Annotated in this window: 15 protein-coding genes; 7 read left to right on the forward strand and 8 right to left on the reverse strand. The window is 32.0% G+C overall.

What is annotated here, in order from left to right; all coding sequences use genetic code 11:
• The first annotated feature begins 58 nt into the window (after positions 1-58).
• The 3 genes from ACYSNW_RS02100 to ACYSNW_RS02110 all read left to right on the forward strand — a co-directional run bounded on the left by ACYSNW_RS02100 (position 59) and on the right by ACYSNW_RS02110 (position 4,074).
• A complete protein-coding gene (locus tag ACYSNW_RS02100; RefSeq protein ID WP_461742714.1) occupies positions 59-1,048 on the forward strand; it encodes a LacI family DNA-binding transcriptional regulator in 990 nt (329 codons plus the stop codon).
• 516 nt (positions 1,049-1,564) lie between these two features.
• Entirely contained in the window at positions 1,565-2,797 is a 1,233-nt protein-coding gene (locus tag ACYSNW_RS02105; protein ID WP_461742715.1) for a nucleotide sugar dehydrogenase, read from the forward strand.
• 164 nt (positions 2,798-2,961) lie between these two features.
• Complete coding sequence (locus ACYSNW_RS02110; RefSeq protein ID WP_461742717.1) at positions 2,962-4,074, forward strand: glycosyltransferase; 1,113 nt, start codon at positions 2,962-2,964, stop codon at positions 4,072-4,074.
• A gap of 218 nt (positions 4,075-4,292) precedes the next feature.
• Here the strand turns inward: ACYSNW_RS02110 and ACYSNW_RS02115 are convergent, their stop codons facing one another.
• Entirely contained in the window at positions 4,293-5,729 is a 1,437-nt protein-coding gene (locus ACYSNW_RS02115; RefSeq protein WP_461742718.1) for a 6-phospho-beta-glucosidase, read from the reverse strand.
• A 177-nt stretch (positions 5,730-5,906) separates the two neighbouring features.
• Here ACYSNW_RS02115 and ACYSNW_RS02120 point away from each other — a divergent pair, with 177 nt between their 5' ends.
• Entirely contained in the window at positions 5,907-6,620 is a 714-nt protein-coding gene (locus ACYSNW_RS02120; protein ID WP_461742719.1) for a GntR family transcriptional regulator, read from the forward strand.
• Positions 6,621-7,009: 389 nt separating this feature from the next.
• On the opposite strand, the gene ACYSNW_RS02125 is transcribed toward ACYSNW_RS02120, so the two are convergent.
• Positions 7,010-7,297 (reverse strand): putative quinol monooxygenase, encoded by a 288-nt coding sequence (locus ACYSNW_RS02125; protein WP_461742721.1) that lies wholly within the window; start codon positions 7,295-7,297, stop codon positions 7,010-7,012.
• A 1,368-nt stretch (positions 7,298-8,665) separates the two neighbouring features.
• Positions 8,666-8,758, reverse strand: a complete 93-nt coding sequence (locus ACYSNW_RS02130) for a type I toxin-antitoxin system Fst family toxin (protein WP_461742723.1) — start codon at positions 8,756-8,758, stop codon at positions 8,666-8,668.
• Between the two features lie 746 nt (positions 8,759-9,504).
• Here ACYSNW_RS02130 and ACYSNW_RS02135 point away from each other — a divergent pair.
• Complete coding sequence (locus ACYSNW_RS02135; RefSeq protein ID WP_461742724.1) at positions 9,505-9,798, forward strand: hypothetical protein; 294 nt, start codon at positions 9,505-9,507, stop codon at positions 9,796-9,798.
• Between the two features lie 259 nt (positions 9,799-10,057).
• Positions 10,058-10,432, forward strand: a complete 375-nt coding sequence (locus ACYSNW_RS02140) for a hypothetical protein (protein ID WP_461742725.1) — start codon at positions 10,058-10,060, stop codon at positions 10,430-10,432.
• Between the two features lie 183 nt (positions 10,433-10,615).
• Here the strand turns inward: ACYSNW_RS02140 and ACYSNW_RS02145 are convergent, their stop codons facing one another.
• Genes ACYSNW_RS02145 through ACYSNW_RS02165 form a run of 5 tightly spaced genes read right to left on the reverse strand, consistent with a single transcriptional unit; the run spans position 10,616 to position 13,715 of the window.
• On the reverse strand, positions 10,616-11,140 hold the full coding sequence (locus ACYSNW_RS02145) for a nucleoside/nucleotide kinase family protein (RefSeq protein ID WP_461742727.1): 525 nt from the start codon (positions 11,138-11,140) through the stop codon (positions 10,616-10,618).
• Between the two features lie 49 nt (positions 11,141-11,189).
• The gene (locus ACYSNW_RS02150; protein ID WP_461742729.1) at positions 11,190-11,672 is read right to left on the reverse strand and encodes an HXXEE domain-containing protein; all 483 of its coding nucleotides are present in this window, start codon (positions 11,670-11,672) and stop codon (positions 11,190-11,192) included.
• A 22-nt stretch (positions 11,673-11,694) separates the two neighbouring features.
• On the reverse strand, positions 11,695-12,108 hold the full coding sequence (locus ACYSNW_RS02155; RefSeq protein WP_461742730.1) for a DUF3224 domain-containing protein: 414 nt from the start codon (positions 12,106-12,108) through the stop codon (positions 11,695-11,697).
• Positions 12,109-12,143: 35 nt separating this feature from the next.
• On the reverse strand, positions 12,144-12,719 hold the full coding sequence (locus ACYSNW_RS02160; protein ID WP_461742732.1) for a DJ-1/PfpI family protein: 576 nt from the start codon (positions 12,717-12,719) through the stop codon (positions 12,144-12,146).
• A gap of 60 nt (positions 12,720-12,779) precedes the next feature.
• The gene (locus tag ACYSNW_RS02165; protein ID WP_461742734.1) at positions 12,780-13,715 is read right to left on the reverse strand and encodes a helix-turn-helix transcriptional regulator; all 936 of its coding nucleotides are present in this window, start codon (positions 13,713-13,715) and stop codon (positions 12,780-12,782) included.
• A gap of 150 nt (positions 13,716-13,865) precedes the next feature.
• On the opposite strand from ACYSNW_RS02165, the gene ACYSNW_RS02170 reads away from it, so the two are divergent.
• Complete coding sequence (locus tag ACYSNW_RS02170; RefSeq protein WP_461742735.1) at positions 13,866-14,795, forward strand: tyrosine-type recombinase/integrase; 930 nt, start codon at positions 13,866-13,868, stop codon at positions 14,793-14,795.

Consider the following 14,795-nt stretch of genomic DNA (forward strand, 5'->3'; position numbering starts at 1 on the left):
AAACTATTTGCTGTAAAACAATAAAGCTTCTTCAACGCTAAAATTAAGGAGACCATTTATGAAAAAAGTATCGATGCAAGATATTGCAGATAAATTAGCGATTTCTAAAAACTCTGTCTCACAAGCCTTACGAGACACTGATGGAGTAAGTGAAACAACAAAAAAAGCAGTCATTCAAACTGCTCAAGAATTGGGTTATTCGTATAAAAGTAAAACGACTGCTAAAGAAAACGGGAAAATTTTATTAGTAGCAACTGATTTTGCATTATCACAAATCAGTTTTTTTGGCGAAATCATTGAAAGCATTCGCAAACAAGCAATGAAATTAGATTACTCTTTTGAGACACAAACAATTACAAAAAAAATGATTAACGAGCAAAAACTACCAGAATCGATTGAAGCCTACACTGGACTTATTGTTCTTTCTCACAGTGACAATGCTTATATAAAAAAACTTTTGGATTTAAACCTACCAACTGTTTTAGTTGACCACCATGATCCATCGTTACTAGTAGATACTATTTTGTCCAAAAATACTGATGGAACTTATTTAGCAATTTCTTTATTAAATCAAAATAACCATAAGCGTATCGGGTTTATTGGCGATATTCATTTTTCTCCCAGTTATTTAGAGCGTTATCGAGGATATCAACGAGCACTAACCGATTTAGGTCTACCAACTGAAGACGACATTGAGATTACAGCCATTGAAGAAAGCCAAGGCGCATTATTTGAACGGTTGAAACAGGTAAAAGAGATGCCAGATGCTTGGTTTTGTGTAAATTCAGGACTTGCATTTATGCTAAATACGTATCTCCAATCAAATGGTTATATCATCCCTGATGACTGTAGTATTATTTGTTTTGATGATACCGAATTTACCCGGATGGCTCAACCTGCTATCACAAATGTTGCAACAGACCTCAACTATATGGGTGAACTTGCTATGGAGACACTAGTCGAACGCATAGCTGATCAACTCCACCCTTTTGTTCATAAGCAAATCGTTCCTTCCTTAAATATCTATGATTCAGTAAAAAAAATGTGATTGTTTTTTACCAACTCAACGATTAAATAACCGTCCGCTAAAATTAAGTAAAAATAATTTTAGCAGACGGTTATTTAGGCTAACTTCTGTGGCTATGAAGAAAACGATGCGTCAGTATTTTTTCTATAGAATCATGCGATACGTAAAATTTTTTGGTAAAAATATTCCCATTATTTATACAAACATAATAATCAACTACCAATAATACAAATTTTGAAATCAGCGTTTATCGCTAATCATTTTAGCGCTAAATGAAAAAAGTTTTTAGATAATAACAACTATAAATATTTATTTTTTCATTATTCATTCCATAACATTATTTTTAATTATTTATAATGGATTATTCACTATTGATAACTTTTAAAACTATTCATATTCCTCTTCATTCTATTAATAAAACAAAATAATTAAACTAAAAGTAAATAATTAGTTATAAATAATCAAGAGTAGACGACCACATTTATAATATGTTATCTTAAATTAATTAAGAAAAAAATGTTGTTGGGAGTTGGGGAAATGCAAAAAGAAGTTGTTGTATTAGGTCTAGGTTATGTGGGGTTACCTAGTGTTGTTAATCATACGAAAAATGGGCATAAAGTAATAGGATTTGATGTCGATCAAAGAAAAGTTGATTCTTTAAATCAAGGAATCAGTTATTTAGACACCGTTGAAGATCTTGCTATAAAAGAACTTTTGGATCAAGGTGTTTTATTTACAGCGGAAGAACAAGATATTTGCGCGAAAGATATTTATGTCATCGATGTACCGACACCCATTGATGAAAACAAAATTCCAGATTTAAGCTATATTGAATCTGCTGTCACTATTATTAGAGATAAAGTTAAAAAAGGTTCATTGATTATTCTAGAAAGTACGACTTATCCAGGAACAACAGAAGAATTCATTGTACGATTGTTTGAAAAAGACAAGTTTACGGTCGGAGAAAATTTATTTGTCGCTTACTCACCAGAGCGAATTGATCCAGGAAATACATACTCATTAGGAGCCAAAATCCCTAGAATTGTTGCTGGTCACTCTAAAAATTGTTTAACAAAAGCCGTTGAATTCTTTGGCGACCATGTCCATCCAGTTGAAAATTTAAAAATAGCAGAACTCGCAAAGATTTACGAAAATACTTTTCGTCTGGTAAATATCGCACTGGCAGATGAGTTACAAAAAATCAGTGATTCACTAGAAATCAACAGTCAAGACGTCCTTGAAGCGGCTGCAACAAAACCATTTGGCTTTATGAAATTCACACCCAATTTAGGGATTGGCGGTCATTGTATTCCAGTTGATCCTTACTACATTACTTGGTTAATGCAAAACAAAGGTTTAGAAACGCCATTAATTTCAACTGCTGGTGCCATCAATGATTCTATGCTAGATTATAATTTCGATAAATTGTTAAACTATGTGAAAGAAAGCACAACTAAAAATATGGCTAAAATGAAGGTTGCTATTCTAGGTTTATCTTATAAAAAAAACATTGCGGATACCCGTATGTCGTCGGTAGTTACCTTAGCAAAACGACTTGAAACTCAAACTCGTTCAGTTCATATTTTTGACGATATTATTCATGCAAATAAAGGTCATGGTAGTGAAAAAGTTATCCCGCTTGAAAAAAATTATACTCAACTAAAGCAATTTGATTTGATTATTTATGCAGTAAACCATGATTTATATGAGCAAGAAAAAGAAATGATTGTAGAGAACAGCCCGCTATTTTATGATTTAACGATGGTGTAGCTATGCAAACATTAAAGTACAATAAAGACAAAATTATTTTCTCATTATTGATTATACTTTTTTTGCTATTAATATATTTTTTAAGAATAAAATCCTCGGGAAATTACCAGTTTTGGATGATTTTATACTCGGTCAATTTTACTTATCTCTTATGGAAATTACTTTTGGCTTTGTTTTATTCTCCTTACCGAAATAAAGCAGAAAATTTCAATATTTCCGTCGTAATCCCAAGTTTTAACGAAGATAAAGATTCTGTTGTAAGAGCCGTAACCATTTTATTAAAGCAAACATATCCTATTCATGAAATTATTTTTATCGATGATGGTAGTGATAGTGATGAGGCCTATCAAGCAGTTAAAAACATTCAGATTAATGAAATCGAAGGCGTTAGTAACGTTAATCGAAAAACAAAATTAATCAGTCTTCGTTTAGCCAAAAATAGCGGAAAAAAGAAAGCGCAAGAAGTTGGTTTTCGACAAGCAACTGGGGATTTATTTTTGTTAGTGGACTCAGATGGCGAACTTACAAAAGATACGTTAAAAGAAATGGTACGACCTTTTTCTGATCCTTCAGTTGGTTCAGTTGTCGGAAAAATCGAAGTAAGAAATTTGCAAGATAGTTTTTGGAGTCGATTGCAGGATATCATTTATTCAAACTCCTTTCAAATTGGTCGTGCCTCCCAATCAAAATTAGGCACTGTAATCGTTTGTTCTGGAGCCTTAAGTATGCATCGAGCAAACTTAGTAAAAAGAAATCTGCGAACCTTTAAAAAAGAAACATTTTTAGGGATTCCTTGTTCAGCTGGTGATGATCGATTATTGACTGATATTGCCTTACAAAGAATGTATAAAACTGTTTATCAATCAACTGCGTTATGCTATACAGATGTGCCGCCGACATTGAGAAAGTTTTTTAAGCAACAAGTTCGTTGGACAAAATCTGCATTAATCATGACTTTATATTCTTTTAGATATTGCTTTTTCCGTCCATTATCAATGATTTGGCAAGTATTAGAAACCTATCTTTGGCTGTATAATTTAGTATTGACCTTACTTTTAATTTATCAAAGAAATGTTTCAATGACTTTAGACGTACTATTTATTGCTGGTATTTATTTTATTTTAGTCAGCTACCTTTCTACCGTATTTTATTCTAAAAGAAATTTGAAAGTCTTTTTTCTAGCGTTTATTTACTCTTTTGCTTATTCACTGATTTTAATTGTGATTCGTACCTATTCGTTACTGACTATTTTTGATACGGGATGGAAAACACGATAATTAATGGTATTTTTTTTACAGAAAAAAAACACGAAAGAGGTTAGAACAAACAACTTCTTTCGTGTTTCTAACTATATTTATAAATTATAGCGTACTTCGATATTTTTCGAGTTGAAAACTTACAAAATAACTGGTTAAAATTGGACAAACAACACTTCAAAATAATTATTTCTATCCCAAAGTGTTTGTCCCAATCTCTAGTTGTTTTAGAAATTTTTTTATTCGCTTAAATCCGTTCCATTTGTTTCAATCACTTTTTTATACCATGCAAAGGAATCTTTTTTATAACGCTCCATTGAACCATTGCCTTCGTTGTCACGATCGACATAAATCATTCCGTAACGTTTTTTCATTTCACCTGTTGTAAATGATACAAGATCAATAATTCCCCACGGTGTATACCCTAATAAATCTACGCCATCATAATCAACCGCTTTTTCCAATGCCTCAATATGTTTCGTTAGATAATCGATACGTGCTTGGTCATGAATTGAACCATCTGCTTCTAATTCATCGACTGCACCAAAACCATTTTCTACAATAAATAATGGCAATTGATAGCGATCATATAAACGATTCAATGTGTAGCGTAACCCTTCTGGATCGATTGCCCATCCCCAATCACTAGATTGAATATATGGATTCTCAACGCCATTAGCTAATCCGCCGTTCACGACATCACCAAGATTATCATTACTTACATCAGCTTTTACGACTGTTGACATATAATAGCTGAACCCAATATAATCCACTGTTCCTTCCGCTAACACAACCAAATCTTCTTCAGGAATATCTAATTGGTATCCTTCACGCTCAAATTCTTTCAACGCATAGCTTGGATAATACCCACGTACATGTACATCAGCGAAGAAGAATCGTTGATGCATCGCTTCTTCTGCTGCCATAATATCTGCTGGATTACATGAGTAAGGATAGATTGGTACATGAGAAATCATACAGCCAATTTGTAGATCAGGATTGATTTTTTTGCCCGCAATTACCGCTTTGGCACTGGCTACTAATTCATTATGCGCCACTTGATACATGACTTCTTTCGCATTTTCACCTTCTTCTACAAGTACCCCTGAGTTGGTCCATAAGAAAATAGGATTATTAGTATCCATCTGATTATTGATTTCATTAAATGTCATCCAATATTTCACTTTATTTTGGTAGCGTTCAAAACAAACAATTGCAAATTTTTCAAAAAAGTCAATGACTTTACGGTTTCTAAACCCACCATATTCTTTTGCTAGATGTAATGGTATTTCAAAGTGAGACAAGGTGATGATCGGCTCGATCCCATTCTTTAATAATTCATCAAATAAATCATCATAAAACTGTAAACCTGCTTCGTTTGGTTTTTCTTCGTCACCATTTGGAAAAATTCGTGTCCAAGCAATTGAAGTGCGCAAACATTTCAAACCCATTTCTGCAAATAATGCCACATCTTCTTTGTAACGATGATAAAAATCAATCGCTTCATGGTTTGGATAAAATTTTCCTGATTCAATCGTTTCTGTAATTTCTCTTGGTACACCATGAGCTCCCGCCGTCATTACATCAATCACACTTGGTCCTTTTCCATCGGCATCCCAGCCACCTTCAAATTGATGAGCAGCTAATGCGCCACCCCATAAAAAATCATCTTTCATCTCATTACCTCCAGCTTTAATTTATTTGAATGCCAATATTGCTTCATATCTTTTTAACCTATTTTAACTAAGAACTGTACACATACATAATAATTGTGCATGCACAATTTGTCAATACATATAGAATTTAATAATTTTTATGTTAAAATAAGGGGAATATACTGAGGAGAACATGCGATGTTAAAATACAAAGAAATTGCTCTAGAAATCGAAAACCATATCCTTGAAAGTAATTTAAAACAAGGAACAAAACTGCCTAAATTTGAAGAACTGATCCAAACCTATCAAGTGAGTAAGAGTACCATCGTCAAAGCCTTGAATGTGCTTGAAAATCGTGGCGTTATTTATCAAATTCAAGGTAGTGGCGTTTTTGTTCGTAGACAAAAAAAAGTCGGCTACATCAATATGATTGAAAATCATGGTTTCACTGCAGATTTAGAACAATTTGATATTACGTCAAAAATCTTATCGTTAGAAATGATCACGCCTGATCAAGAAGTAAAAGAAGCCTTAACGCTTTCTGATGAGGAAAAAGTTTATTGGGTCAAACGAATTCGCTACATAAATGAACAAGTTTTATGTGTTGAGGAGTCTTTTTATCGATGCTCCATCGTTCCTTATTTAAACAATGAAATTGCTGATCAATCGATTTTCAACTATTTAAAAACTGCTTTAAAATTAACAATCGGTTTTTCTGATAAATACTTACAGGTGGTAAAAGTCAATCAATCTACTAGCACTGATTTAGGTGTTCAACCAAATGATCCTAGTTTATTTGTTGAAGAATTATTCTATTTATCTTCTGGTATCCCGTTTGATTTTTCGCGAACTTTTTATCATTATGAACATGCACAATTTTTTTTGCAAAGTACGAACTTAGACAATACCTGATAAGAGTACAAAGTATTGACTACTTAGTAAGCGAGACTAAAACAGACATACTGACTTTGGAAACCACTACTTCTTCTACACTTTTTTTGTTTTAGTAAATAAAATAATTCATCGTTTTACTTTCGATTCACTCACTCTTATATAGAATCCAGATAAAAAGCCCTATGGACAAAATCTCAAAAGTTGATTTGTCCATAGAAGCTTTTTACTTTATACTAACCTAATTAAGCAAAATCATAAATTTCAATAGCACTAGCATTTTTTGTAGTTACAGATTCCCAAAGTTAATAAACAAATTTAAACAGGAACAGATAAACGTTTTTTCAAAGATCAATCGTTAATCAAATTCCTTTGTTGGTCGTCTAGATTTATCCTCATTTTCAATTGGTTTAGAAGACCTTTTTCATATGTGTGAATTCACCTTCTTTTTTAGCATATCGATCGATCAATGGGACCAATCGTTTAAAATGGGCGGATTCAGTATGTTCCGTCAATGCATCCTTATCCACCCATTCCTCAATAAAAATGAAATGGCCTTCCTCGCGTAAATCATGATATAACTCATAAGAAATACACCCCTGTTCTTTTCTTGTCTCTTCTACAAGTTCTTTATACAGTGGAAATACTGTTGGTATATGTTGTGGTTCAATAAAATCTTCGGCAATAAGTTTTAGCATTTATTTTTCTCCTTTTCCTATTTTATTGACTGCTTTAAGTCATAAAATTATTTTTTTTATAATAAAAAGAAAATTTTGATATACACATTTTATTTTCTTTATCGTTTTATAGCTAAAGCTTCTCGTCTCATTCATGATGATTTATCAAATTGTTATTCGAATAATACTATATGTTTTTTAGGTTAATTGTAGGAGCAACTCAAGGAAGTATTTCAATCCACTAGCTCTAAACAGAGCTAGACGGAAAAGTGTTCTCGCTTCACTTGATAAGTTAAATATTTCAATCCACTAGCTCTAAACAGAGCTAGACTGACTGATTTACTTATAGTCATTACTGATTGGCTATTTCAATCCACTAGCTCTAAACAGAGCTAGACTGACTGATTTACTTATAGTCATTACTGATTGGCTATTTCAATCCACTAGCTCTAAACAGAGCTAGACTGTGAATTTCAGATAAAAACTGATTCTTTTGTTATCAAAATTCACAAAGTACAGCTATAAAATTAAAATAAAATTAGAAAAAGTCGTTTTTTTATTACTTTTTCATCAATATTATGGTGCGAACCTCCTAGAGATTTTATGGGCACTTGGGGTTCGCACCTTTTATTTGCTAAAAATCAATAATTCTACGACGATATTGATTATCTAATTGATAAGTTCTCAGATTATCAATTAAATCAAACTTTTTTCTTAACATACGCAAGAAACACTTTCGACCTCCAATCATAAATTAGAAAATTCATTCCCCTTCACTATTAACTGAAATTTATCTAATTTTTCATACAACCTTCTAGTCAAACACATTCATTTACTATTTTAATATATAGTTCAACTTATTTTTAAATATAATATAAAACAAAAAGAAAGCATTCGCTATTTATAATTATAGTATACTACTCTATATGAATAATTTTAAACATTTTTTTCATTCTACAAAATATTACTTAGCATTTCGTAATAAACTCATCTAAAAAATACTTTTCCCAATTTAATGCTTTTGTTCTAAAGTTTTTTACTTTATTAAAACTAACTAGTCAAAAAAATATTTACCACACAATCTATCAAATTTAATCAACTAAAATACACCTTATTTAATACCGCTAGTCATGATGATTAGTTTTATTTGGAATGCTATTTTTAATTTGGAGCTGTGCGGAATTCTTGTTTGAATTTTTTATGTATTTATTTGGTAGAAGTCAGTTAAATTTAGTGACTGATAAAATGAATTAATAACAATTTTCGTTATTTACTCTTGACTCGCAAACAAACTTATTGTAAAATATATTTTATAAGTGATCAAGCTTTGCACCAAAACCCCACCACTCGGCGAAAGTGGTGGGGTTCTTTTTGATTCTCAGTCGCTTTTTATTTACGCCGATTTTCAAGCCATTGTTTGAACAATGCTAAGATCATTCCAACAATCACTGGCGCAACTATTGTTGATAATAGTACGATCAAGCTTTACACCTCCTTTATGCGATACGTATCGCCATCGCAAAAGAGAAAGCGACCACTATTAAACTACTCGATTTTCTTTACTTATTTTTTTGATTCGATACAAAAATAGCTGATTTGTAAAAACTTTTTTTGTTATTTTATCTTATATATAAGGGAGCTTATTTTTTTGTTATTTAATCCATTTAAAGCAAAAATAAGATTGTCTCAATCACATTATTTGGGTATAATCAGTACCATAAGATAGAAACAATTCACATAAGTATAAATACTGGCTCTTCATAGTCTGGCGCCAACCAAACTAATGAAATTATGTTAGACAGCAAACCCTGTAAAACACGTTGCCTGTAGTGTAAGTATAGCTATGTTTTTTTGAAAAGCTTATTGCTAAAAAAACTAGTCTGCTTGCCTATTTGTAGACGATTACAGGAAATCTGTAGTCGTTTTTTTGTTTCTATCTTTAATAATTTTGAGAAAAAGAAAAAAGGCACTTCAATATTCGGCGCCAACCGTTTATTGAAGCCCTGAATAGAAAGCAAACCCTCTCTATCCAAGTTGCCTATTTACCAGTATCGAAATACTAGCTTCTTTATTGTACCTAATTTTTGTAAGAATTTCTAGACAGTTTTTGAAATTTCTTTGCTAGGTTCAAGAAATAGTTTCTTTATTGATAAATTGTTTGCACTAGAGATAGGCTCGTCCACTCTAGTGCTTTTCTTTTTCTCTCTAAAATCGAAAGGAGTTTCTCTATGAAAAAGAAGCCTGTTTATGTAAAAGCTGTTCCTTATCAAGAAATCATTCATCTTCGTGATACGATTGAGCGGTTGGAATCTTGGCAAGAACCATTGACTTCCTTGGAAAATTATTTTGCGCAGTCACACTATCCACTCAACAAAAAACAAGTCGTCAAACAATATTATGCTTGCGCACAATTGTTTCAAGCTTTTTACACTACTTACGGTCATTTATTGAAGGAAGCAGATCAAATGATTGATACGTTAACAAAAACTTCGAAAATAACCGTTTCAACTGATTTAAGATAAAGTGAAAAAGTGCTTGAGTCTGAATTAAATTCTTACTTAGCACTTTTCACTCTTATTTACTTAATTTCACTTATTAAATCAACTTTTTCGCTATATTGTAATGCTTATGCTCCGTTTTTTTTTCACTTTTCAAGACAATTCTATTTATTTATTATTAAAAAAATTTTTTTTACGCTATAATATACATTAAAACAATCATTTGCGCTTAAAATAACTAGTTAAGAAGACTTGAATTATATTTTTTAGGAGGAAATTTCTTATGAATATCACAGAAAAAAAATATGATATTTCAGATATAAGTACTATTTTCAATATTTTAAACAAAGTGGACAAAAAAAAGATAGCTGCCATAAAAAAGGAAATTTCTAAAAAAGAGACTAGTACTCAAAAAAAGATAAGCGTACTCACATTTAATAAAGAAGATGTAAAAATCATTTTTATGGAAAATAGCTTAATTGATATTGAACACAAATATACGAAAAAAGAAATTGAGAACATGTACATTTCACTGATAGGTTCCAAACCGTTGAGTTCTAGCAATAAAAAACAAGTAATTAAAAATATAGAATTATATTTTAGTTCTGCTCAAAGAGCTAAAAAAATACACGATAATTATAAACTAAGTTCATACTAACTAATTAGTTTAGCTTATCCATGTGTATTTTTGTTTATCAGAATAAAGTGCCTAACCCTTGCTTCCATCGTATGTTCAGCTTTGGTAGATGAAACAATTTTTTTACTTTTGTTTCATCTACTTTTTAATTACTCCATTTATTTTCTAGAAAAATTATTCTTTATTATAAAAATCTTTTACTCCCTAAATAACTTCCCTAATAATCGCCATATTCTGCTCCGCCTCTAAAGATCCATCAATCACCAAATCAACATCCTCAATAATAAATCTTTCATAGTCTACAAATATTGGTCGAGCAAACGTTAAATAACTCTCAGTCATTTCTTGAATCACTTCACCAGTTTGTCCTTGAAAATCTCTCAGTAACCTTCTAGCAAAGGAAATATCTAGCGGCGTTTGGACATAAATAACTGTATCGATCCATTCTTTCAAAGCTTCATGTTTATAGCCAAATGGAAAATCAAGAAATAAATAGGTGTATTTTCCATACTCTTTTCTTAAATCCTTTACCATTCTACGAATATCATATTGATTCACTGCTTGTTCAATCGGCATATCGATTGGCGGGGCGCTAGGCAAAGCATCAATATCATAATCATCAAACGCCAAACTTTTGCTATCAGGATAAGCTGCTACAAGTTTTTCTGTATAAAAAGACTTCCCACTTCCTCCCATTCCGCTAATAACAATCACTTTACTTTTTTTCATTACTACCAACTCCTCACTTTTCCACTCACAATGCTCCTTTTTTCCCTACCTACTTAATCCATTTATGTATTAAGAACAAATTACCTATCAATACTATTAGAGCAATCGGTACACAAAAAATAACAATTTTCAGTTCAAAAAAGGCAGAAAAATAAGAAAGTAACAAACTATTGACACCAAATGAAATGATTCCTAAAAATAGACCTGGCACATACGTCTTTAAACACAAACTTTGTGCCACATGAACGATGATGTGCAGGTTGTACGCAATAATAACTGCTGCATAAAATGATACAAATGAGAAATACCAACAAATTCCCATCATCAACAATAATAGAAGATACTCTTCCAACACCATTAAGCTAAACGAACGCGCCGATGTTTCTGGTAAGTTTTCGACTAATTTATTTACTTGCTTTTTCTTTTTTTGTTGATGAATCCAATCTGGCATTAGCGCTATTTCCTCTAGTTCATGTAACATAAAAACAATTGGAAATAGCAGAAAAAAACTTGCGATTGTCATATTTTTCATTAACTCCTTTAAGAAAAACTCTTTACTCAACTATTATATAATCTAACGAAAATATTAGCCCTTCTTCTGCTGATCCATAACTACCTGATCCAGTGATACCCGTTAATTGTTCCATTCCACTGCCTTTTTTGATCGTCAATTGACTTTGTGGTAAGCCATTGGCAAAGATTCCCTTTTCTTCTACAATAAAGGTGCCTTGTTTCCCATGAAGGCTTCCTGTAAATAATAAATAGCCCACGTACGTTGCTTCAGATAAATGGGGATCTTCTTGATTATAGTGAGAGTACTGTAATAGATACTCTCCCTGAAATTTCCCAGCTATTTCTTGAGTTCCTTCGTAGCATACGGAAGCTTTTGCTAAAGGTTGTTGTGGTAAAAATCCTGGTAAATTTTCTTCTGTCCAAGAACTAAGTGAAAATAAACTGTTAATAGGCATTGTTAGTCTCTCCGTTTTTCAATTTTTATTTAGTTTTACTTTACTGTTTCATAATAACCAAATTTACAGAATGCATACCATTGCTCTACTTCTTCGACAGACATTTCAGTCAAAGCGAGTAGCAATTCTCTGGCAAAATCTAAGGCAGCAGTTCCATTAGCTGTAATCAGTTGTCCATCCCGAACCACTTGCTTTTCTACATAATGATTAGCTCCAGTATAGCGAGTTCCTGCATAGTTTTGCAATTCTTTTAATTGATTGCTTGTGTGTTTGCCTGTATTCAAAAAACCTAGCTTGCCTAAAAAGACGGTAGCATCACAAATGGCTCCAATTACAGCCCCTTTTTCTTGTGCCAACTTACCGACAGCTAAAGCCTCTTCTGTTCGCCAAGAAGTTCCACCAATTAAAAGTAATCCAGCAAAATCTTTTTCCATCGCTTCTGCTATTGTGTAATCAGGTAGTGTCAAAAATCCACCCATTGATTGAACAGGTTCTTTGGTTAACGAAACAGTTTTCACTTCAATCGTTGCTTGGCGGTTCAGTTCCGCAGCAATCGGAGCAACCTCCCAATCCGCATATTCTGTTAAAATGACAATTAATACTTCTTTCATCCTAAATTCCTCCCTTATCTGTTGGAACCTAGCATACAATAGAAGTGTGACAACTGTTTGTCAGCTTTTATATAAAGAATAAATTTTTTCGATTTTTTCTTTGATTGCATCCACTAAAATTGGCGGCTCAAGTACTTTCACTTTATCGTGTAATCCTAAAATAAAGGTCACGGTCTGTTCTAAGTCAATCAGAGGAAAACGAATCACGTTAAGAGCAGTTGTTGATTCATCAAAAAATTCAACGCCTAATTTATCAATTAAAAATAAACGATCTTTTTTATCATAAGTTAAAACCGCTTCTTGATGGTTATTGATAGGCAAATGACTACCCCATTGAGCTCCACCATCAAGCTGTAAATTAATTACGCCAATTTCTCTCGGTTCAAATCGCTCGGCTTCGACCTCATACCGTTGAATACGAGTTAGTTTAAATAAGCGAAAGGCTTGTCTTTTCAAACAAAAACCATAAAGGTACCAATCAGAAGCTTTAAAAATCAACTTATAAGGTTCAATTTTTCGTAGCGTTACTTTTTTCTTTGAATGATAGTAGATTGAAAGCAACTGATGGCTAGCGATTACGCTTCGTAAATCATCTAACTTTGCTTGTTGCAGATTTGCTTGAGACCAAGAAGATAAATCAATCAGCAAATCATTTTGCATTTGTTCTTGATACTCACTGGTCGGCGCAATTTTCGATACTAAAGGCTTGAATTCAGTCGCAGTTGAGATACTTTGAATCGCTGTTAAACCAGTCATAATATGAGCAATATCTTGAATTGAAAAAATGGTTTTACTGATTTTGTATCCTTCCACAATACCAAATCCTCCACGAACGCCTGAATAAGAAACAATTGGAATACCAGCATAATTCAGTGTATCGATATCACGATAGATTGTTCGTTTCGATACTTCAAGTCGCTCAGCTAATTCTTTGGCAGATAAACGATCATAGGTAGATAACAGACTTAGTAAACTTAATAATCGTTCGATTTTCATTTTTGATCTCCTTTTTCAAAATTACAATTGAGCTATTATTCATTATACCTTGAATAATCATTAAAAATACTTTCAACAATAACAAAATATAGAATACCATTTAAAAAGAAACCTAGTATACTTTTAAGTATCGCTAAAAGGAGAGTAAAAATGAATAAACAAATTCAACAATTTTTATCTTATAAAAAGAATTACCATAATCTATCCATTCCAACAATTAAAGCATATCAATCAGATTTAACTACTCTATACCAATATTGTTGTGAAAATGATTTGCCATTAACACAAGGAATTTTACAGCATATAGAACATTTTCATCAGTTAAATTTACTAAAACCAACCAGTTTAAAAAGAAAAATGATTACTTACCGCATGTTTTACAATTATCTAGTAACAAAAAAATTTATCGAACGAGATCTTGAATTTGAGCATTATCGAGTGAACTACGTTATTCCTAAAAAAGTCCCTCGAACACTTAAAATAAGAGAAATTAATTTATTATTAAATTGTATGTATGAACGACTTGCACATTCTTCAACCAGTCTATACCAGAAAAAAAATTGTATTCGCGACATTGCTTTAATAGAAATGTTAATTGCTACAGGTATTCGAATTAGTGAAGCAAGCCTAATCAATTTAGCTGACTACGATCAAATAGAAAATTCGTTACTAATTTATGGGAAAAATAGAAAAGAACGAATGATTTATTTATCTAGCGAAGAAACGCGAATCGCCTTGTTAAACTATTTATCTATTCGTGAACAGTTTAATCCAGAAGATCAAAGTCTTTTTATCAATAAATATGGGAAACGTTTATCTATTTATGGAATCGAAGATATTTTTTCAAAATACTTAAAACTAGCAAAGATCCAAACAAAAGCAACACCACATTACTTACGTCATACATTTGCGACTGAGTTACTAAATAATGGAGCGAACATCCGTGAAGTGCAAGAATTACTTGGTCATTCAAGCATTGTGACCACACAAATTTACACAGAAATCTCAATTGAACGGAAAAAACATGTACTGAATAACTTTAATTATCGAAATGACATGGATGTAAAAACCTCCAAATAA

Source organism: Enterococcus sp. LJL99, from assembly GCF_054871725.1.

Bases quoted from the DNA above. Each gene is read 5' to 3' on its own strand.
- ACYSNW_RS02100 (WP_461742714.1), top strand. From the start codon at position 59: ATGAAAAAAGTATCGATGCAAGATATTGCAGATAAATTAGCGATTTCT.
- ACYSNW_RS02105 (WP_461742715.1), top strand. From the start codon at position 1,565: ATGCAAAAAGAAGTTGTTGTATTAGGTCTAGGTTATGTGGGGTTACCT.
- ACYSNW_RS02115 (WP_461742718.1), bottom strand. From the start codon at position 5,729: ATGAAAGATGATTTTTTATGGGGTGGCGCATTAGCTGCTCATCAATTT.
- ACYSNW_RS02120 (WP_461742719.1), top strand. From the start codon at position 5,907: ATGTTAAAATACAAAGAAATTGCTCTAGAAATCGAAAACCATATCCTT.
- ACYSNW_RS02125 (WP_461742721.1), bottom strand. From the start codon at position 7,297: ATGCTAAAACTTATTGCCGAAGATTTTATTGAACCACAACATATACCA.
- ACYSNW_RS02135 (WP_461742724.1), top strand. From the start codon at position 9,505: ATGAAAAAGAAGCCTGTTTATGTAAAAGCTGTTCCTTATCAAGAAATC.
- ACYSNW_RS02140 (WP_461742725.1), top strand. From the start codon at position 10,058: ATGAATATCACAGAAAAAAAATATGATATTTCAGATATAAGTACTATT.
- ACYSNW_RS02145 (WP_461742727.1), bottom strand. From the start codon at position 11,140: ATGAAAAAAAGTAAAGTGATTGTTATTAGCGGAATGGGAGGAAGTGGG.
- ACYSNW_RS02150 (WP_461742729.1), bottom strand. From the start codon at position 11,672: ATGAAAAATATGACAATCGCAAGTTTTTTTCTGCTATTTCCAATTGTT.
- ACYSNW_RS02155 (WP_461742730.1), bottom strand. From the start codon at position 12,108: ATGCCTATTAACAGTTTATTTTCACTTAGTTCTTGGACAGAAGAAAAT.
- ACYSNW_RS02160 (WP_461742732.1), bottom strand. From the start codon at position 12,719: ATGAAAGAAGTATTAATTGTCATTTTAACAGAATATGCGGATTGGGAG.
- ACYSNW_RS02165 (WP_461742734.1), bottom strand. From the start codon at position 13,715: ATGAAAATCGAACGATTATTAAGTTTACTAAGTCTGTTATCTACCTAT.
- ACYSNW_RS02170 (WP_461742735.1), top strand. From the start codon at position 13,866: ATGAATAAACAAATTCAACAATTTTTATCTTATAAAAAGAATTACCAT.